Annotated in this window: 22 protein-coding genes; 4 read left to right on the forward strand and 18 right to left on the reverse strand. The window is 69.7% G+C overall.

Annotated elements, in window-relative coordinates:
* Positions 1-2 precede the first annotated feature (2 nt).
* The 4 genes from EDD29_RS31525 to EDD29_RS31540 all read right to left on the reverse strand — a co-directional run bounded on the left by EDD29_RS31525 (position 3) and on the right by EDD29_RS31540 (position 2657).
* On the reverse strand, positions 3-911 hold the full coding sequence (locus EDD29_RS31525) for a hypothetical protein (protein WP_123667929.1): 909 nt from the start codon (positions 909-911) through the stop codon (positions 3-5).
* Positions 912-1057: 146 nt separating this feature from the next.
* Entirely contained in the window at positions 1058-1252 is a 195-nt protein-coding gene (locus EDD29_RS31530) for a hypothetical protein (protein WP_123667930.1), read from the reverse strand.
* 228 nt (positions 1253-1480) lie between these two features.
* Positions 1481-1699, reverse strand: a complete 219-nt coding sequence (locus tag EDD29_RS31535; protein ID WP_148086158.1) for a hypothetical protein — start codon at positions 1697-1699, stop codon at positions 1481-1483.
* A 433-nt stretch (positions 1700-2132) separates the two neighbouring features.
* Entirely contained in the window at positions 2133-2657 is a 525-nt protein-coding gene (locus tag EDD29_RS31540) for a DoxX family protein (RefSeq protein ID WP_123667932.1), read from the reverse strand.
* A gap of 118 nt (positions 2658-2775) precedes the next feature.
* On the opposite strand from EDD29_RS31540, the gene EDD29_RS31545 reads away from it, so the two are divergent.
* Positions 2776-3636 carry an SDR family NAD(P)-dependent oxidoreductase gene (locus tag EDD29_RS31545; RefSeq protein ID WP_123667933.1) on the forward strand — a complete coding sequence of 287 codons (861 nt, stop codon included), beginning with the start codon at positions 2776-2778 and terminating at the stop codon, positions 3634-3636.
* A 266-nt stretch (positions 3637-3902) separates the two neighbouring features.
* Here EDD29_RS31545 and EDD29_RS31550 read toward each other — a convergent pair whose 3' ends face one another.
* The gene (locus tag EDD29_RS31550) at positions 3903-5408 is read right to left on the reverse strand and encodes a penicillin-binding transpeptidase domain-containing protein (protein WP_123667934.1); all 1506 of its coding nucleotides are present in this window, start codon (positions 5406-5408) and stop codon (positions 3903-3905) included.
* Between the two features lie 160 nt (positions 5409-5568).
* On the opposite strand from EDD29_RS31550, the gene def reads away from it, so the two are divergent.
* On the forward strand, positions 5569-6102 hold the full coding sequence (gene def, locus EDD29_RS31555; protein WP_123667935.1) for a peptide deformylase: 534 nt from the start codon (positions 5569-5571) through the stop codon (positions 6100-6102).
* A 21-nt stretch (positions 6103-6123) separates the two neighbouring features.
* Here the strand turns inward: def and EDD29_RS31560 are convergent, their stop codons facing one another.
* From EDD29_RS31560 to EDD29_RS31605, 9 genes are all read right to left on the reverse strand, one after another.
* On the reverse strand, positions 6124-6597 hold the full coding sequence (locus EDD29_RS31560) for a hypothetical protein (protein WP_148086159.1): 474 nt from the start codon (positions 6595-6597) through the stop codon (positions 6124-6126).
* A gap of 187 nt (positions 6598-6784) precedes the next feature.
* Complete coding sequence (locus tag EDD29_RS31565) at positions 6785-8083, reverse strand: tyrosine-type recombinase/integrase (RefSeq protein ID WP_170201667.1); 1299 nt, start codon at positions 8081-8083, stop codon at positions 6785-6787.
* A 101-nt stretch (positions 8084-8184) separates the two neighbouring features.
* Positions 8185-8382 (reverse strand): helix-turn-helix transcriptional regulator, encoded by a 198-nt coding sequence (locus EDD29_RS47830; RefSeq protein ID WP_342774452.1) that lies wholly within the window; start codon positions 8380-8382, stop codon positions 8185-8187.
* Positions 8383-9294: 912 nt separating this feature from the next.
* Positions 9295-9483 (reverse strand): hypothetical protein, encoded by a 189-nt coding sequence (locus tag EDD29_RS31580; protein ID WP_123667939.1) that lies wholly within the window; start codon positions 9481-9483, stop codon positions 9295-9297.
* A complete protein-coding gene (locus EDD29_RS31585; protein WP_123667940.1) occupies positions 9477-10901 on the reverse strand; it encodes a replication initiator in 1425 nt (474 codons plus the stop codon). The genes EDD29_RS31580 and EDD29_RS31585 overlap by 7 nt, the downstream gene beginning before the upstream one ends.
* 14 nt (positions 10902-10915) lie before the next feature.
* Entirely contained in the window at positions 10916-11167 is a 252-nt protein-coding gene (locus tag EDD29_RS31590) for a hypothetical protein (protein ID WP_123667941.1), read from the reverse strand.
* Positions 11168-11231: 64 nt separating this feature from the next.
* On the reverse strand, positions 11232-12581 hold the full coding sequence (locus EDD29_RS31595) for an FtsK/SpoIIIE domain-containing protein (protein WP_123667942.1): 1350 nt from the start codon (positions 12579-12581) through the stop codon (positions 11232-11234).
* 29 nt (positions 12582-12610) lie between these two features.
* Complete coding sequence (locus EDD29_RS31600) at positions 12611-13090, reverse strand: hypothetical protein (protein WP_148086160.1); 480 nt, start codon at positions 13088-13090, stop codon at positions 12611-12613.
* 5 nt (positions 13091-13095) lie between these two features.
* A complete protein-coding gene (locus EDD29_RS31605; RefSeq protein ID WP_123667944.1) occupies positions 13096-13449 on the reverse strand; it encodes a hypothetical protein in 354 nt (117 codons plus the stop codon).
* 328 nt (positions 13450-13777) lie between these two features.
* Here EDD29_RS31605 and EDD29_RS45865 point away from each other — a divergent pair, with 328 nt between their 5' ends.
* On the forward strand, positions 13778-14245 hold the full coding sequence (locus EDD29_RS45865; protein WP_170201668.1) for a hypothetical protein: 468 nt from the start codon (positions 13778-13780) through the stop codon (positions 14243-14245).
* A complete protein-coding gene (locus EDD29_RS31610) occupies positions 14242-16179 on the forward strand; it encodes a serine/threonine-protein kinase (protein ID WP_170201669.1) in 1938 nt (645 codons plus the stop codon). The genes EDD29_RS45865 and EDD29_RS31610 overlap by 4 nt, the downstream gene beginning before the upstream one ends.
* 747 nt (positions 16180-16926) lie before the next feature.
* Here EDD29_RS31610 and EDD29_RS31620 read toward each other — a convergent pair.
* From EDD29_RS31620 to EDD29_RS31635, 4 genes are all read right to left on the reverse strand, one after another.
* Positions 16927-17355, reverse strand: a complete 429-nt coding sequence (locus tag EDD29_RS31620; RefSeq protein ID WP_123667947.1) for a hypothetical protein — start codon at positions 17353-17355, stop codon at positions 16927-16929.
* A 137-nt stretch (positions 17356-17492) separates the two neighbouring features.
* Positions 17493-17738, reverse strand: a complete 246-nt coding sequence (locus tag EDD29_RS31625) for a hypothetical protein (protein WP_123667948.1) — start codon at positions 17736-17738, stop codon at positions 17493-17495.
* Positions 17735-18043 (reverse strand): hypothetical protein, encoded by a 309-nt coding sequence (locus EDD29_RS31630; RefSeq protein WP_123667949.1) that lies wholly within the window; start codon positions 18041-18043, stop codon positions 17735-17737. The genes EDD29_RS31625 and EDD29_RS31630 overlap by 4 nt, the downstream gene beginning before the upstream one ends.
* Entirely contained in the window at positions 18040-18423 is a 384-nt protein-coding gene (locus tag EDD29_RS31635) for a hypothetical protein (protein ID WP_123667950.1), read from the reverse strand. Before EDD29_RS31635 ends, EDD29_RS31630 begins: the two co-directional genes overlap by 4 nt.
* Between the last annotated feature and the right edge of the window lie 60 nt (positions 18424-18483).

The raw sequence follows: 18483 nt of genomic DNA on the forward strand, positions 1-18483 counted from the left end.
CGTCAGGCGGAACCATAGGCCCGGAGCGTCAGCAGGGCGGCAAGGGTGACGCCTGGACGCGCCTCGAAAGCCGTCGCCGGAGACCACTGCGCCCAGGGGAGCGGCCATCCGCCGTCCTCCTCCTGGACGGCCACCAAGTGCTGGAGGCTCCGGTCCATCTCCGCGTCGGTGAACCAGGCGCGCGCGACGCTCCCGGGCGAGGCCGCGTAGTCGTGCGGCAGATGGAACTCGCCCGGTGCGTACCCGGGCGCCGGACGGGCCTCCCCTGGTTTCTCCGGGTCCAGGAGCACGATCCGCTGCTCGCGCACGAGAGAGCCCAGCCGGACGCCCTGACGTGCCGCCCAGGCCCGGTCGCGCACCCCGTCCAGGAACGCGACCACGGCGCCCGCCTCGTACGGGTGGGTCTCCTCCAGCGCCTCGATCGCGGCCCGGCAGAACCGTTCGGCCGCGCGCAGCCAGGGATGCTCGGTCCCGTGTCGCAGCAGCGGGCCCGCGATCTGCCCGGTGGTGAGCAGATCGCCCCGGGGGTCGTCGGCGACGGGCATGAACGGCGGGTGCGGGAAGGGCCGCAGACTCGGCAGGACCGCCGGCACTCCCCCATCGGGGTCCGTTCGTTCGGCGAGCCAGTCGCAGAGCGGAACGAGCCGCTCCGGGACCATCCGCCCGGCCTCCTCCAGCACCCGCAGCGCGGCCGGGACGGCGATGGGCTGGCCCAGGGGACCACGGATGTCGGGCTCGAGGCCGAACGCGTAGCCGCCCTCCTCGTCCGCGTAGGCGTCCAGGGCGGCGAGGACGCCCGAGGCGGTGCCCGACCCGAACAGGTGGGCGAACCTGCGCTGCTCCAGCACCCGGCCCGACGTCCACAGGAAGCGCGCGGCCTTCTCGAGCACGGTCTCGGTCAGCAATCCCATACGTCGCACGCTAGACCGCGGCGCGTCATGGCCGCCTCCCTTCCCCGCCATGCCCGGTCCCGGGCCCGGCCCAGCGGCGGAGATCCCCGGCGGGGACCCCCGCCGCGCCCGGGTGACCGGCGGGTAAGGCGGCGCACGCCGCGGGCTCAGTGGCCGTCGAATCCCCAGCCGGTGAAGGCGTCCTGGTCGTGGCAGCCCGGCAGAGGCGGGAAGACGAACGAGCACTCGCCGGTGGCCGCGGCCGGAGCGGCGGACGCCGAGGCGGCGGGCAGTCCGAGCCACAGACCGGCGGCGACGATCGTTCCGGCCGCGATCCGGCGGCCCCTACGCGCACTACGCATTGAAACTCCTCCATTACACAGAGTGGCCATTGCGGTCAGTATGTCACCCGCTTCCGCATTGTCGGAGGCGGCCCCCGGGCAGCAGAAAACCCCTCCCTTGAGGGAGGGGCCTTTTCTGGTTTTCCCACTCTCGGGGTGCGGTCTCCGGAGACCGGGGTCCGGGAGGGCGACACCGATGTGCATGACGCTCAGGCGCACCGGCGGCCCTCGTTCAGGAAGGGCGCTGTATCACCAGCCGCCCCAGCCCCAACCGTCGTCGCCGTACCACCAGTCACCGAAGTCGCAGTCGTAGGAGTCCCCCCAGCCGTCGTCGCACCAGTACGGGCCGTCGTGCGTCGGAGCCGTCGAAACCGACGCTGCCGCGGAAGCGGCCGGCCCGGCCACCATGGCCCCGCCTACGAGCACGCCCGCGACAGCCAACCCGCGAGCGAAGCGCGATGAACTCATCACTAAGCCTCCTCAAATCACTTGGAGTGACCATCACCTCCACTGTCACACGACGCCCCGTGATCAACACAAGCAAAACGAACCACCCAAACCACCACATAAGCCGTATTTGCCACAAACCACGCATATCGCCCAGCACACCCCCCTTCCCGTTGCCCTCCGCCGACCCGCCCGCACCCCGGACGAACCCCGTTCGGCCGCCCCGGAACAAGAGGCATCCACACGGCCATGGACGCGCAGAGGCTTCCGCCCGCAGCCAGGCGGCCAGGCGGCCAGGCGGCCAGGCGGCCAGGCGGCCAGGCGGAAACGATCACAGGGGCCAAGGATGCGGGTGTTCGGGCGGAAGTCCGCCGGAACGGGGCGTTCCGGTGACCGAGCCGGTGAAAGGCGTGGGAGGCCGGGGCGGGCGGCGGGACCGCCCGCCCCGGGCCGGTCAGGACTCGGGGGTCTCCGCGGGTGCCTTAGGACGCCAGAAGACGGCGAGGAGGGCCGCGGCGCCCACGGCGCCGGCGCCCGCGGTGATGGCCAGGCCGATCGGGCCGGACAGGTCGTCCTCGACGCCGAGAACGGAGTCGAGGGAGTACGCGCCGCCGCCGAGGACGCCGAGGGCGCACGCGGTGAGGATCAGCACGGCGACGTACTCGTAGCCCTGGCCGGGACGGAAGATGAAAAAGCCGTTGCGCAGATGCGCGGTGATCAGCGCGACCGCCATCGTGCCGACGGCGCCCGCCGCGGCGAGCGGCGTGAGCAGGCCGAGCAGCAGCAGGAGCCCGGCGCCCAGTTCGGTGCCGGTGGCGGCGAGCGCGTGCAGCATGCCGGGGCGCAGGCCCATCGACTCGAACCAGCCGGCGGTGCCGGGCAGCTTGCCGCCGCCGAAGGCGTGGTTCCAGCCGTGTGCGATGAGGACGATGCCCAGGGTTGCCCTGAGGATCGCGGACGCAAGGTCGATGCTCTCCATGTGACCTCGTTCGGGGGGAGAAGGCGGATGGGTCAGCGCGGGCGAACGTGATCCAGATTACGCCGAACCCGCCAGGGGCCCTTCTACGGCCCCCGGCCTCGGTGTTAGCGTCGCGCGCATGCGACAGCGACGCACACCCTCGCTGCGCGGGCGGCGGGTGCTCATCACCGGCGCGGCGCGCGGGATCGGCGCGGCACTCGCGCTCCGGCTGCACGAGCGCGGGGCACGGGTCGTCCTCGCCGGACTGGAACCCGGACCGCTCGCCGAGGTCGCCGCGGCCTGCGGCGACGCGCCCTTCCGTCCCGTCGACGTCACCGCGCGCGAGGACCTCGCCGAGGCGGTCGCGGACCTCGCGGGCCCGCTGGGCGGCCTCGACACGGTGGTGGCCAACGCCGGAATAGCCCGCCAGTGGCCGGTCGCGGAAGGCGACCCGGCGATCCTCGCCAAGACACTCGAGGTGAACGTCCTCGGCACGGTGCACACCCTCCAGGCCGCGATCCCGCACCTCTCCCACCCGCGCGGCTACGCCCTGCTCGTCTCCTCTCTCGCCGCCGCCGTCCACGCCCCTCTACTCGGCGCCTACAGCGCTTCGAAGGCAGCCGTGGAAGCCCTCGGGAACACCCTCCGCGAAGAACTGGCCCCTACCGGCGCCCGTGTCGGCGTCGCCTACTTCGCCGAGCTGGACACCGACATGACCCACCGAGGCTTCGGCACCGAGGCCGCCTCCCTGCTGCGCACCCCCACTTCCGTCCTCTCCGGCGTCACGCCCCTCCCCGTCGCCATCGACGCCCTCGAATCCGGCATCGCCTGGCGCTCCCGCACCATCTGCTGCCCCCGCTGGGTGGCCCCCCTCCTCCCCTTCCGCGCCATCGCCCAACGCGTCCTGGAAGCCTCCCTCCCCCCGACCCTCCCCCACGCCCTGGCCCTCGCCGCCACCGAAGACGCCCCCTTCACCACCCCCCAACCCACCCGAGACTGACCCTCCCCAACCGCGAAGACACCGCCCGATCGCACCGCGGCCCCGCGCCTGCGAAGGCGCCGTCAGGTTGGGCCACTCCATGCCCCGGTCCCGTGAAGGCGGCGGCCCGCCCGATGGCGCCATGGGGCCCCACTCCGGCGATGGCGACGGCATGCGCCACCGCCTCGCCACCGGGCACGGCGGTCACGGGCCGGGGACCATGACATGGAGGACGGTTCGGTTGCGGGGGTGGGTGGGTTCGGGGTGGCGGATGACGGGTGGGCGGGTCAGAGGGATTTGAGGAAGGCGGCGGCTATGGGGGCGGCGGCGGTGGCGCCGTCGCCGCCGCCCGGGACGAGGACGGCGAAGGCCAGGTCTGCGCGGTAGCCGATGAACCAGGCGTGGGTGCCGCTGGAGCCGGTCTCGGCGGTGCCGGTCTTGCCGAAGGTGCCCGCGGGCAGGCCGGCGGACGCGGCGGTGCCCGAGGCGACCACGGCCGCCATCATCGGGCGCAGCGCGGTGAGGACGGCCTGGGGAAGCGGGCGGGGGGCGGGGACCGCTTCGCCGTTGGCCGTGTAGGACGCGGCGGGGAACATCACCGGCGAGCGCCACGTTCCCGAGGCGACGGCGGCGGCCACCGCCGCCATGTTGAGCGGCGAGGCGGTGACCCTGCCCTGCCCGATGCTCGCCTCGGCGAGGTCGGCGGTGCCGGACGGCGCGGGGAAACCCGGCCGCTCCGCGTTCACCGCGAACGGCTTGTTGAAGCCGAACAGCTCGGCGGCCGTCGTCATGCCCGCGGCCTTCGCCCGGTTCACACCGAGGGAGGCGAACGTGGTGTTGCAGGACTTCGCGAACGCCGTCTGGAGCGAGGTGGAGCCGAGCGCGAGGCCGTCGTGGTTGGGGATGGTGCGTTCGCCGAGCAGGACGGTGGCCGGGCAGGAGACCCCGGAGGACGGGGCCAGCCCCGAGGTGATGAGCGCCGCCGCCGTGACGATCTTGAACGTCGAACCCGGCGGGTAGACGCCATGGCTGGCGGCCCGGGAGCCGACCCGGTCGGCGATGGCCACGATCGCACCGGTGGAGGGCTTCAGCGCCACCAGGACCGCGGGCTTGGCCGCACCCGCGACGGCTTTGTCCGCGGCGGCCTGCGGCCCGGATTCCAGGGTCGTCGGCCGAGCGGCCGCCGTCGCCTCGCTGAAGACCTTGACGGGGGTGTCGTCGAGGAAGATCCCCCAGCCGGGCTTCGCCTCGCCCGAGGTGTACTGCCCGCCGAGCGCGTCGAGGTACTGCCTGGCCCCGGACGTGCCGGGGATCTCCGTGCCGTCGGCGAAGGTGACCGCCCCCACCGCGCCGGCGGAGGTCTCCCGCAGCTGGAGCAGACCGCCGTTCGCCAGTTCCGGCGCGAGGGTCGCCGGGGTCCAGACGACCCGCCAGCGGCGGTCGACGACCTTCATCCGCAGGGTCGCCTCGACGGTCCACTTGCCGGGCGGCAGGGTGCGCTCGGCCGTGAAGTCCGCCCTCGCCTCGGTCTCGGTGGGCCGGACGACGGGCTCGGGCAGGAGGTCGAGGGCCGAGACCTGGAGCGCCTTGCCGAACGCCCGGTGCTGCTCCACGAAATCGGCGGGCGGCGCCGCCGTCAGACTCCGCATCGCCTGGAAGTCCCCGGCCTGCCAGTAGGCGAAATAGGAGGCCGCCAGCTCCTTGGGGTCGCCCTTGACCCGCAGGTGCAGGTAGAGGCCGCCGCCCGTACCCGCCAGCAGCAGGGTGCCCAGGATGATCGCCAGCCACCGCACGTCGGACCTCCGGCTCTGAGAAGTTCAGCGCACGCAATCTAGGACACCGCACCCCCATTCGGACAGGGATCATGGAAATCTCTCGAAGGACTCCGGCTTTCCCTGCCTTCCGGACCGCTGCCATACGATGGCGGAAGCAAAAGCCCACGGAGGGGATGGAATGTCGGGGAACGCACGGCCGATCACACTCATCGGGGACCCGGTCCTCCACCGGTCGCTGAAGGAGGTGACGGAGTTCGACGACGCGCTGCGGGAGCTGGCCGACGACATGTTCGCCAGCATGTACGCCGCCAACGGGGTCGGGCTCGCCGCCAACCAGATCGGCGTGGACCTGCGGATCTTCGTCTACGACTGCACCGACGACCACGGGGAGCAGCAGAAGGGCGTCGTGGTGAACCCGACCATCGAGTTCCCCGACCGCAACCGGACGCTGGACAACGACTCCGAAGGCTGCCTTTCGGTCCCGGGGCCGTACGCCGAGGTCGCGCGCGTGGACCACGTGCACTGCCACGGGTTCGACCTCGAGGGCAACCCGATCTCGCTGCACGGCACCGGCCAGCTCGCGCGCTGCTTCCAGCACGAGGCCGACCACCTCGACGGCAAGCTCTACGTCGACCGCATCCCGGCGAAGGCGCGCAAGCAGGTGATCCGGGAGTACGAGGCGCGCAAGGCCGAGGCCGAAGCGGCCTCCTGAGCCCTTCGAGGCGCGTGCCCTTCAGCCGGGCGAAAGGGTCTCGCGCAGCATCCGCGTGAGGCCCTCGACCCGCTCCAGCGACTGCTGGAACAGGGCGCGCGCCTCCTCCAGCTGCTCCAGGGCGGCGCCTATCGGCGCGTCGTCATCGGCGAGCAGGATCTCGGCGAAGAGCACCTCGGTGGCGGCGAGGACGCCCGTCGCCGCGCCGCGCGCGATGCCGCCCCTCATCTCGGTGAGCTGGCGCACCGTGCGCATCAGCCGTTTGAGCACCATCGTGGGGTGCTGGCCCGGCGGCGCCGCCGAGCGGTAGCCCGCGTCGAAGCGCGCCCAGTCGCGGTACATCCCGCCGGGCCCGGCGAGCTGCTCGACGGTGGCCAGCAGCCGCCCGAGCGCGTACGCCGGATCGCCCGGCGCCGGAGGCCGCTCGGCGGGCCGCAGCAGGCCGAGCGCGCCCCGCACCGCCCGTGACTCTCGTTCGGCTCTCTCATGCTTCATCTCGATCCCTTCCTCGGCTCGACCGCCCCCATCCTCGCCGCCTCGCACCCGCCCGAACCGACCGAACCACATTCTGTGGATTGGTGCAGGTGGTGTCTTTTCATGCCTGCGACCAGGCACTTTGTGTGTTCTGTCCGGTCTTCGGAGGGTTCGGCCCCCGTATGGCCCCCGGATTTCCGAGGGCCGGTCAGGCCGCTTCCGGCTCGCCGTAGACGTCATCGAGCGCGAGGTTGGCCGCTTCTGCCTGATCTGTGAGCCAGTGGGCGTAGGTGGTGAGGAGCATTTGGATGCTGTGGCCGAGGCGACGGGCGATCTCGGCTACGGGGATGCGCTTGGTGAGCATGAGGGAAGCGCAGCCGTGCCGGAGGTCATAGGGCCGCCGCGCGACCGGGGAGGCGTCCGCCGCCTTACCGAAGGCCGACGCGCGAACACGCTTCCAGGTCGCGCGGTATTGCTGCGCGGTGACGGGCGCGTGGTCGCTGCTGTCGTAGGCCCAGAACAGCCGCCCGTCAGGTGCCGTCCCGTACAGGGCGATGTGGTCGCGCAGGATGGTCACGAGCGCCGGGGGGATGGGCACCGGCCGGATTTCCCCGTTCGCCCTGTGCTTGAGCGCTTTGTCGTCGAAGCGTCCGCCGTCTTCGGTCCACTGTCCGCCGACGTCCGCGAGCGCCCCGCCGAGCGTGAGCTGACCCCACCCCGTGGCGGGAAGGTGGCAGTCCTCCGAGCGGAGCCGCCGCACCTCACCGGGACGGCATCCGGCGTAGTACATGACGGCGAACCAGGCGTGAAGGTGCTTGTCCCGGTTGTGCGCCAGCTTGGCCGCAGCCGCCAGGAGGGACCGGGACTGTTCGAGGGTCGGCACGGTGCGGGGGTCCACCTGATCAACGACGCGCCGACGCCGGGACGTCCGGACTCCCGTCAGCGGGTTGGTGGACAGGAGTTTGCGTTCCACCGCGTGGTCGAGCGCCCCGTACAGCGCCGAGCGTCGGAGCCGGATCGAGGCATTGCCCAACGTCTGCCCCTTTGTTCCCGTCGCCAGCGCGGCCAAGACGGCCCGGATTACGGACGCGTCGGTCAGGTGGCCGATCGGACGGGACGCCGCATCGACCCATGCCAGCGTCTTCGCGATGTCTTCCGGCATGGGCTTGTCCCACGAGGGCGGGTAGAGCGCCCAGTCGCGCAGCGCCGTCCGCAGGAGCTTGGTTTCCGGACGGCCCCGCTTTCGCTCATTGAGCGTCGCTTCCACGACCGGGATGAGGGCGAGGACCAGGGACTTGCGGGAAGAGGCCGCAAGGCCGTCCTTCCACCGGTTCCCGACGTAGACCCGCAGGTGGACATACACAGACTCGTTGTCCTGCGCCCAGCTCACCGGCAGCCCGGTGAGCATCGAGAACGCCTCACCCTTCCGGTACGCCCTCATCAGCGAGCCCCGGTGGATCTCCGCAGGCGCCTTCTCTGAGAAGGACTTCGACGGCTCGTACTTCATGCCACCGGGCCCGTTGCAGGTCCATCGAACCTCGTACTTCTGCCGCCGGTCAGGCCGAACCCTGATCGGCCGCTCGAAACTCACCGAGATTGCTTCCATGTCTACCTTTCCTCACTTTCGAGCTTGTGTAGCCATTCTTTCAAATCCGACTCGCGAAATCGAATGCCACCATTGGGCAGTCGAATAAACTTTGGACCCCTCCCAGTCGCCAGCCACACATACAGCGTGGAGCGAGCTATCCCCAGCTCAGAGACCACATCAGCGACCGTCAGATACGCTTTCCCCACCGATACCACCACCCCTCACGGAGCCATTCAGGAGCCCTCAGGCGCACCCGATAAATGCGCCGAGAATGCCGGACGCGCGACCACAACCGGCCCTATGAATTGCGTAGAAATGGTTGACGAATGCGCGGAGCTTACGGGCAGCGGCTCCCCGGCAGAACATGCCAGGGGAGCCGCGGCCCTCACCTCAGCGACAGGACGCGGTGCGCCGGGGCAGGAGCGCCCGTGTCACTGGCTGGCAGCCGCGCGCCGGGATGACGGTGCAGGTCAGCGCTGTGCGCGGCCGCCGGCCCGTTCCCCGATGCGCACCAGTGGCCACCCTCCGGGCACAGGGTCGGGGCGGTCACGGCCACGGCTCACGGTGACCCGCGCCGTCCCACAAACCCCCGCCCCCCGCCCCTTCTGAGGGCCCGCTACGCGGGTCTGTGCCCATGGGGCCGTTGGCCCGGCTAGATCGGTCGCTGCGCGGCTGACCTTCCGGGGCGCGCACTCCCGCCGCACCGACCCCGTCCGTGCGCAAGGGGCTGTCTCCGTTCGGCGTGCCATCCCACAAGCCCCCGCCCCCCGCCCCCCAGATCTCGCCACTTCGTGGCATTGCGCCAGAGGCCGGGGACCCCGATTGCCGTCGCACGTCCGGCCGGGTGTCACCCGATGGCCGAGGCCCCGTCCGAACCCACCGGATCAGCACCATCTCCGCGCAGACCCGCACCGCCAGCAGGCCGCCCAGACCCCCCGCCAGCGTTACGGGCAGCATGAAGTACCACATCCACCCGAACCAGCTCGCGAGCCAGATCCACCACATGAACGCGACCAGGACCAGCAGGCCGCCCGCCCACAGCGTGAGCAGGTAAATCGTGCGGATGATCAGAGGGGTGATCCACGTGTCGAACCGGGTGTCGAGCAGCGCCCGCCCGATCGGGGTGCGCCTCACCACGCGTGCCCCGTGACCGCCGCGACGACCCACACCACAGCCGTCAGAACGCCCAGGAGCAGCACCAGCCCCGACACCCCGCCGCCCTCACCACCGACCCGCGCCCGTGACTGCGACCTCAGCGTCACACCCGCCGCTTTCCCGATCAGCCACAGCGACAACAGCACCGCAAAAATCGCTACCATCCCGCCTCCTCCTCACCGTCGACCAACCGCACCACCGCCACGTCATGCACCCGCCGAGCCGCCCGCACCTGCTGTTCCTGCCGGTAGAGCTGACCCGCCACCTCCGCATCGCCCGCAGTCCGGTAGCCCAGGCCGACCAGCCGCCAATCACCCACCACCACCGCGCCCAGATCCGCCCACACGTCGCCGTTCGACCGGCGCGCCCGCCACGACCGCCGCGCCTCACTCAGCGCCAGCATCGTCATGGAGTACATCGGGCTCTTACTCGCGTAATGGCCGCCGTACCCCATCTGGTGAACCCTCTCCGCCAAATGGGAGAGATCCGGATACCGCCGCGCGAGCCGCAGGCACGTCCCCGCCAGCATCAGCAGATGCCACGACACCCCGCGCGCCCGCATCCTGTCCATCTCCAACGGGCCGAACGCCCGCATCGGCCAGCCGGGCAACGTGTCGCCCGCGACCTTGGTCGAGTACTTCGCGAGGTACCGGGCAGCCGCAGACGGGTTCGTGATCGGTGAGACGTCGAGCTGTGATCCCCACACCGCCGACCGCGCCACCCCGTCTGGAGCGGGCATCGACACCGACGCCGACAGCGCCGCATCCCGCACCGCCGCCGCCAGCAGGTCACGCCCCGCCCAAGCCGGAGGAGCCGCCGCTACATCCCCGTCCGACCGGCCATCCAGCCGGACCACCGCGTGAACGTGAAGCGCGCCCCGTCGCTGCCACTCCACCACCCGCGCGAAACGCGGCCGCAGAAGCGCGGTGATCTCCTTCACCGTCCGATGCGTCCCCGTCACCGGCCCCGACTGGCGAGCCAGCGCCCGAGGCAGACCGACCACCGTCCGCCGCCACAGCTCAGGCATCGACGCGTGCCACAGCACATGATCGGTGTAGCCGTAGCACGAGACGCACATCGCGTCGCCGACCTGCCGACCATCGGCATGCACCAGGTTGCACCACCGCGCCGTACCGTGCTCGCACACCGGCCGCCCGCGCGACGGGTGACACGCCCCGTCTTGCGACCGGACCCGATGCACCCGACCCCACGAAGGAGCCGTAAGAGTCGCGAACACCGCCGGATGCGCGCTCACCGAACCGGGCACCCGCACCGGCCAGCCCGCACCGGCCGACCCGTCCAGGCCCATCACGATGATCCGCCACAGGTTCGCCCGGTACCGGGCCGAACACGGCGGACACACCCCCGCCCGGCGATCACCGCACGCGATCAGAAGCGACCCGTCCGGCTCCCCCTGCGAGTCGTACGCCGCCAGCACCTCACCCGTTCCCGGATGCACCGCCGCCGCACCGCCCATCACCCGAACCGGCCGCACACACCACCCGGCCCGTTCCACCAGCCCCTCCCACGCGGGGAAGTCCTCCCGGAGCCGACGCTCCATCATCTGCGCCGCAGCGCCCACCGGCCGAGGCCCGCTCACCGCAGACCATCCCGAACCCTGCCGACCGGCGCGCCCATCGTGAACCGGACCAGCACCCACATCAGCGCGTACCAGTCGGGAGACTCCCCTTCAATCACCGGCCAGCCGTGCGCGGCCAGCACATCGGCCACGTCCCGCACCAGACCGTCACCCACCCGACCAGCGCCCACCGCATCCCGCTCCACCGGATACTCCCGACCCGCCGTCCGCACCACACACAAGCACTCCGCTTTCCTGATCCCGCTCATCCGCATTTCTCCTTTCAGCGCCCACCAGGCGCACGCACCACCAACCACCACCGCGACACCACCGTCAGCCCCGCCGCACACCCCGCCGCAGCTCCGCACCACGAGCCGCCACCCCCTCCACCTCCCCATCCGACAGATAGAAGCTCCGGCACCTGACCGGCTCTGCCTGACCCTCACCCAGCAGGAGGCCGACCCCGCGAGTGCCCACCGGGACCGTTGCGGCCGAGTGCCCCAGCGACGCCCAGCCCGCGCCCAAGATCGTGTCTGACGCGTCCCGAGTGTTCGACCTCAGTGCCCAGCGGTACCCGAAAAGATCCCGGAGCGAGGTGGGCACCACGTCCGCCGACGGCTTCTGAGTCGCCGCCACCACGGGAAAACCGGCCGCCCTGCCGCGCGCGACCAGATCGATCAACAAGCCGTTGAAGTGCTCCCGCGCCACGCGGTCTGGGTGCGCGGTGTAGAACCTCAGCTCATCCACCACCACGACCGTCAACCGCGCGTAGGACGGCACCTTGCGCAGGCGCTCCGCCGCCATCCGCTCATAGACCGAGTCCATGTCCGAGATCACGGACTCAAGAAGCGCTATCGCGTCGTCCATCTTCGCGAACGCCACCTGATCGAAGCAGGGTTGCCACAGCGACAACTCAAGCCTCTTCGCATCCAGGCCGACGAGGGTGACCCACGGGTCCAGGGCCGCCGCCGCGATGAGCTGAGTCATCGCCGCGCTCTTGCCCGCCTCAGGCTCCCCGCCCAGCAGCAGATTCCGCCCCGGCAGCGTGAGCGTCACCAGGTCGCCAACCTCATCCAAACCGACCGGCACCGGCTCCCACAGCCGGGACTGCGGGCGTTCCAGCCACGGCCACGGCACCGGACCCGCCGACTCCCACGGGTCCCTCCGCCGCAGCAGCACACTCGCGAGATCCGCCCGTGAAGGCTCCCGCCGCACCTCCACACCCCGGATCCGCAGATCCGCCGCCAACTGCTCCGTAGCAGCCTCCAACTCGCTCACAGTCGAGCCGCGCGGCATCCGCACCCGCAGGCGCTCACCCACCGGAACCCGCTGGATCTTGAGCACTCTCGGTATCCGGTCATTGGACGTGGTCAGCCCGGCGAACCGACATCCTCGGTCCCACCGCCGCTTGAGACGGCCACCAGCCAGCCAGCCGCCCAGCAGGGCCCGCGTGCCCGGCACCGCCAGGGACGACAGCAGCACCAGCGGCAGACCCAGCCCGACCAGGCCCAGCCGCCACCAGCCAGCCGCCCCCGCCCCGACCAGCACCAGACCGAGGAGGTATTCGCGCCTCCACAGCCACGCCGGACGGATGACCAGGATCGCTAGCCACGCGCCCGCCGTCCGAGGAGCCCGCACCGGGATATCGGGAAGCTCACGGACCGGGGGCAGGCCCACGCCCACCCCCGGCACCTGAGCCGAAGCTCGCCATTTCACGACCGGCGACCCCTCCGCCGACGAGGAGCGTTCAGACCCGCCGCGATCCGACGAGCCGAGATCCGCTCCCACACCTCCTCACCGATCAGCCGTTCCACGTCGCCGACGACCCCCCAGCCGCCCCACGACCCGCCCTCATCGAGCGCGCCCCACCGGCGCACCCCGTCCACCATCACCATCACCCACGGGCCCCACGTCTGCCGAGGCTCCAGGGACGACGCTCCCCGGTCCGGCAGGCCCGACGCCGTCGCCGACGCCCACAGCGCCAACCGCGCGGCATCGCCCACCGAGCACCGGTCCAGGTGCATCCGACCGTCCGCCGTGATCTGGTACATCAACCGCAACGGACCCGACGCCGACACCGTCACCACCGACCCCGCCACCGCACCCATCACCGGCAGCGCGATCGACAGAGTGAAGTCCGGCACCCCCAGCAGCCGCAGTTCCGCCCCGCCCGAGACAGGCGGCCCGCTCACCGCCGTCACTGAGCACCACCGGCCTTACCGCGCGCCGGAGCCGGAGCCGGAGCCGCCGCCGCATCGCCGTCCGCTTCGAACCCGTCGCAGGTCCACCACGTCATGACCTCACCGCGACGGCTCGTCATGTTGAGCGCCGGGGCCACGGGCTTCACGATCTGCCCCTGCACCACACCCGGATCGCCCGCCACGCTCACACGCACCGGAAGCCACTCCGCGCCGTCCAACAGCGCCAGCTCCACACTCATGACCTGCACGCCGTCCTTCACGACCGGCATTTTCGTCTCGAAATCGACCCGCTCTCTCGGTGCTCCGAGCACCAAGAACTTCGCTTCGTTCAGATCCAGAGGGATCTTCACGCCACCACCTCCTGATTGCTTGTGACAGCAATGCTCCGCCAAAGGTGGGGGTGCGTAACAAGTGCGGTAACCACCCACATTTCAGGGGTGGTGAGAGGGGTCATAAGGGGGTGCGTAAGAGGGTGCGTAAGAGGGGGGATTAGCGGTAAACCGCAGCTCAGAGCCCACGTTCAGCGGGCCGGTGAACCGCCGTGGCCGGATCGTGCCACTACCGGAAATCACACGCCGGACGGTCGAAATACGCGCCGCAACCACGGCATGATCCCTCCCACGACCACAGAATCGGCGTCGCGATCAGACCGTTAACGCGAACCGCAAGAGGAGTGTCATGGCCAGACGCAGTCGCATTCTCCGCACCTTCACCCCGACCCCCGAGCAGCCCACCCGTCTCGACACCACGACGCTTCAAGAAGGGCTTGCCCAGCTCCTCTACTCCGGAGCGCGCATGGGCCACCTGCTCACCCCGGCGGGTGTGCATCCATGGGTCGATCTCATCGCCCCCCGCGCAGCCGGAGACACCCCCTACGGAGGCAGCCGAGCCATCGCCGCCGAGGAGATCGTCACCACCGCCATCGCCGCCGTAGGAGGCACCCACGGCCAGGCCATGGAGATCCTGCTCCAGATCGCCCCCGGCACATCCGGCCTCTCCCTTTCCGAACGCCGCGAAATGTGCGCAGATATTTTCGGCATATCCGTCGAGACATTCGTCAAAACCGACAAATACGAGAAAGGAATCATGCGGATACTCCTCATGGAGATATACCGCATCCTCGCGGCCCGAGGGCGCATGGCATGAGCTACACCATCACCCGGTGGAGCGTCCCCGGATACACAGAAATCCGAGAACTCGGCAGAGGCGGACAAGGAATCGTCTTCCTCGCACGGGACGAAGACGACGAACTCGCCGCCATCAAATACATCGAGCCCCGTCTACTCGAAACACAATTCGCCGACCTTTTCCGAGCCGAAGCCGAAATCCTTTCCCGGCTGGACGATCCGAACATCGCACGCATCAAAGCGTACGTCGAAGACGACCACGGCGCGGCGATCGTCATGGAATATGTACAGGGTGCGACTCTCCGGCATATTCTCGACCACGGCCATCCTAAAGGGCTGACCCCACAAGCCGCACTGACGATCCTTAAAGGCTCACTGAAAGGTCTTTCCGCCGCGCACAAGGCTGGCCTTGTCCACCGCGACTACAAACCGAAGAACATTGTGGTCAAGGACACCGGGGCGTCCAAGCTCATTGACTTCGGAATCGCCGCACTTTCCGGCGAGGCCGGATATCTGGGCACGCCGGAATACATGGCGCCGGAGCAATGGAAAGGCGGCCCCGCCTCACCTGCTACCGACGTCTACGCCGCCACCTGTGTTTTCTATGAGTGCGTGACCGGGCACCGCCCCTACGAATCGCGCACCACGCGATCAGGGACCCGCACCCTTGAGGCTCAGCACACGAGGGCGCGCATTCCCACGCGCAGAATTCCGCGCAAACTACGCTCTCTCGTAATGGCGGGAATGGCGAAATCGCCAGCCAGCCGGCCGACCAATGCCGACGCATTTATCGACCATTTGGAAATGGTCGCCGTAGCCGCCTACGGGCCTGACTGGGAAAAGGCTGGACGGATCGCTCTGAGGACCGCCGCAACCGTCGCACTCATGACGCTGCCCGTCCTAGCACCCCATGTCATCGCCTCCATCACAGCTCAGGGCACGCGCGTCGGGGCGAGAGCGAAGGCGGCCGGGGCATCCGTCGCCGGAATCGGCATCGCCGCAGCCGCGATTCTCGTCTTTCGGGACCCCGCTCCCGCGATCACCCACGCCGAGGCTCGGCAAGCCCTAGCCCACTACATCGCCACGGCCAACGCCGCAGCGAAGAGCCTTGACACCGAAAAACTCAAGTCCGTCCAGTCCGGACCGGAAATGGATATTGCCGCCACGTACTACAAGTACGCGCGAGAACACAGGCACCGGCCCGCTGGAACAATCGACATTCGCGAACCCACTTTCTGGATACCCCGAGAATTCACCAACGGCCACAAATGGTTTGTCGTGGAAGCCGGGGAGGGGTCAGCGATTCCTTGGATGTTCGCCAACGGCACCAGCTTGAGCGACCCGAATTTGTCCGCGATTTTTAGCCACGGCACCATGGTCTTTTCCATGGAAGGCGGGTCGTGGAAAGTCGTCATGACCATCAATGGCCCCGTAGACGGGAAATACCCCGCCCCGGTCCTTGATGAAGACGGGTACGCCACCGAGCTAGCCGACGCCGCAACCGGTTACACCGTTCCGCCTCAGGGCATCCCAGATCTGATCCTGAAATCCGAGGATGATGAGGACACCCTTGGCGAAACCCGCTGCACGATCCGCACCCAAACCCCGAAGGATGCGACAGCAGGCGCGTCCCTATCGGTCACAGGATGGAAATTCGACTCCAAAGCACGGCCAACCGGAGAGCCGGTATACGCGCTGAAAACACGAGACTCGGCACTCGTATGGGCCAGTACCTCCCTGCTCCAGACCGGCAGGAAGATCCGAAAGACTGGGTGGACGTACGGCCCCCCATTTACCGCCAACAAACACAAGCATTTCATCTTCTACCCCAACACCCTGACGACCGATCGCATGAAAACATGGGCAGTGGTCTCCCCCGCATCCAGCCCAGCCAAAGCACGGCCGTACACCATCGGATGCCGAGTCGGCCTCACCTCATACTCCGGAACCTGACCGCCGCCCCTCGTTCAGGCAGCGGCTTACCCGGCACAGTCGTGCCCTCCCTGACAGCCGCGGCCCTTCCCATCCCGGAGGGGCACACCCGCCCCGCTCCGCTGGACCGGCCACCTCAGCCAGCACCAAATGATCTTGGTGCGGGGCGAGGTGGCCGGCGCGCTCCCCAGGCGCGGACCTCACCCCATCGCGACATCGCCGAACCACGGCTCTCTGCCTCTCTGGCACCACGCCGCCCGCCATGTCCGCAGCGAGGGCCGCCCCAGCCAGGACACAGGCCGCACTACAGATGCTCCGTAGCTCTCGCAGTCGATCCAGACCTCAACGGGAGGCGCACCCGTCCGCCCCGCCTCAACCCCCCGGACGTAGCGGAGCAGCGCCCGCACCCCGTCCACCGTGCACAGGGCCATCACCGACGCCGCGACCGCATCCGGGTCGCCGCCCAGGCCGATATCCGCCTCCCCAGGACCCGCGACCCAGAACCCACCGTCCCTACGGCGGACGCTCACCCCGAAGGCCGACCCGGAACGCCGGACGTTCAGATAGACCCCGCGTGCACCCTCCCGCACCCGCACATCAGCACCCAGAGCCCGCAGCCGCACCGCCAACTCATCCACTTCGGCCCTCTCGTTAAAAGGGGTGCGGCTGGCCCGAGGGGGAAGTAGACCAGCCGCACCCCCTGTCAGGGATGGCACGAGTTGGAAACCCGCACCAGGCACGCCCATGCAGGAGAGCGCCACTGACAGGTCATTCAGGGTTCGCGGGCTTGGGGGCTTGGGCCGATTCGAAGCGCCGCAGCCTCTCACGCAAGGTGGACAACTCGCGCTTCAGCTCCTCCCTCTCCGCATACAACGCCCGGATCTGCCGGGCCGCGAGCGCCGACTCCCGCGCCATGGCCGCAGGTCCGTCGCACATCTCCTGCTGGGACGACGGCAACCCATGAGCCTGCAACCGCTCGCTGATGAGTCGGGCCGCAGCCGTGCCGATGTCGCGGAGGCGCTCCAGGTCACCCATGTAAATCGTGGCCAACAGCATCTGGACGGACAGGACTTTCTCCCATTTCAGGGCGCTGACGACCCGGAGCGGCAGACCCAGGCAGACCACCTCACAGTCCACCGTCACCCGGTGGCCGTCCACGGCAGACACCCCCGAACCGGCGTCGTTGATCAGTTCCATGTCACTCCCTTTCGCATCGGACCGGTGAAGGGGGTGCGGCCGGTCTGGGGAAGGTGACCGACCGACCGCACCCGATGGCCTGTGGAACCGTCACTCCCGCGCGCAGGAGCGCAGCCGACAGGCCCTCAGATAAGCCATCACGCCGCTCGGCTCCCCGCAGCGGCCGGAGCAGCGTGGGACCGCAACGCGCGTGCCATGCCGCCCGGCGATTGCGCCTCCAAGAGGAAGCCGATCCCGCCGTCCGGGATGTAGGCCCACCATGCCTTGGTGGCCTCGCCCCACCAGACCATCGAGCCCGGCAGCAGCGCAGCCAGATAGGCCGCAGTCGTCGTCACGTCCCGCTCGCGTCGAGCGTTCGCGTCCCTGCTGAGCAGCAGCATCACGAACCCCCCTCCCGCCGGACGTAGGCGTTCGCCGCCGCAGCAGCCGACGTCTCCCAGACCAGCAGACCGAGCAGGGCCCGCAGGTCCTCGCACGGACACACCGCGTCCCGGACCAGGAACACGAAGCCGTCCGGCCCCGACTCCACCCGCACCAGCACCCGGACCGCCGATGACGGACGGCCCGCGCTCAGGAACGGATCGGCATCGGTGCTCAGGTCGAGATGCGACTCAACCCCCACCACCTCCAGCATCCGCATCAGCGGCAAGAGCAGGTTGACCCGCACCGTGTCCCGCTCCGCGCTCATGACGCCGACTCAGGAAAGAAGAGCGGCACCAGGCGCGAGCCCCCGTGAAACTCCGTCAGCTCCGCCGACACGGCCCTGACCATGCCCGCCTCGGACGTCTCTTCCCGCACCAGGTCCACCACGCCCAGCACGTCACGACAACGCGCCCACGCCCGACCGCCCACGCGCAGGGACGTCCCGACATAGAACACGCGCTGCCCATGCCGAGCCCGCGCGACCACCTCCGTACCCACCGAGCCGCCACGCCGGACAGCCACCAGATACGGCATCGGCCCATCCCACCGCAGACGCGTCACCACCCCCACCAGGGCCAGCGGCACCCGCAGCACCATCAACGCCCAGTACGGGCTGAACACCAGGGAGACGGCGATGAGCCGCACCCTCCTGCCACTACCCTTGCCCACAGTCGGAACCTCGATTTCCGATCAGGCCCCGCGCCC

Origin of the sequence: Actinocorallia herbida, assembly GCF_003751225.1 — a bacterium.
Classification (GTDB): Bacteria; Actinomycetota; Actinomycetes; order Streptosporangiales; family Streptosporangiaceae; genus Actinocorallia; species Actinocorallia herbida.

Bases quoted from the DNA above. Each gene is read 5' to 3' on its own strand.
- def (WP_123667935.1), top strand. From the start codon at position 5,569: ATGTCGGGGAACGCACGGCCGATCACACTCATCGGGGACCCGGTCCTC.
- EDD29_RS31630 (WP_123667949.1), bottom strand. From the start codon at position 18,043: ATGAGCGCGGAGCGGGACACGGTGCGGGTCAACCTGCTCTTGCCGCTG.
- EDD29_RS31530 (WP_123667930.1), bottom strand. From the start codon at position 1,252: ATGCGTAGTGCGCGTAGGGGCCGCCGGATCGCGGCCGGAACGATCGTC.
- EDD29_RS31535 (WP_148086158.1), bottom strand. From the start codon at position 1,699: ATGAGTTCATCGCGCTTCGCTCGCGGGTTGGCTGTCGCGGGCGTGCTC.
- EDD29_RS31565 (WP_170201667.1), bottom strand. From the start codon at position 8,083: ATGAAGTACGAGCCGTCGAAGTCCTTCTCAGAGAAGGCGCCTGCGGAG.
- EDD29_RS31540 (WP_123667932.1), bottom strand. From the start codon at position 2,657: ATGGAGAGCATCGACCTTGCGTCCGCGATCCTCAGGGCAACCCTGGGC.
- EDD29_RS45865 (WP_170201668.1), top strand. From the start codon at position 13,778: ATGGCCAGACGCAGTCGCATTCTCCGCACCTTCACCCCGACCCCCGAG.
- EDD29_RS31545 (WP_123667933.1), top strand. From the start codon at position 2,776: ATGCGACAGCGACGCACACCCTCGCTGCGCGGGCGGCGGGTGCTCATC.
- EDD29_RS31610 (WP_170201669.1), top strand. From the start codon at position 14,242: ATGAGCTACACCATCACCCGGTGGAGCGTCCCCGGATACACAGAAATC.
- EDD29_RS31620 (WP_123667947.1), bottom strand. From the start codon at position 17,355: ATGGAACTGATCAACGACGCCGGTTCGGGGGTGTCTGCCGTGGACGGC.
- EDD29_RS31590 (WP_123667941.1), bottom strand. From the start codon at position 11,167: ATGAGCGGGATCAGGAAAGCGGAGTGCTTGTGTGTGGTGCGGACGGCG.
- EDD29_RS31560 (WP_148086159.1), bottom strand. From the start codon at position 6,597: ATGAAGCATGAGAGAGCCGAACGAGAGTCACGGGCGGTGCGGGGCGCG.
- EDD29_RS31580 (WP_123667939.1), bottom strand. From the start codon at position 9,483: ATGGTAGCGATTTTTGCGGTGCTGTTGTCGCTGTGGCTGATCGGGAAA.
- EDD29_RS31525 (WP_123667929.1), bottom strand. From the start codon at position 911: ATGGGATTGCTGACCGAGACCGTGCTCGAGAAGGCCGCGCGCTTCCTG.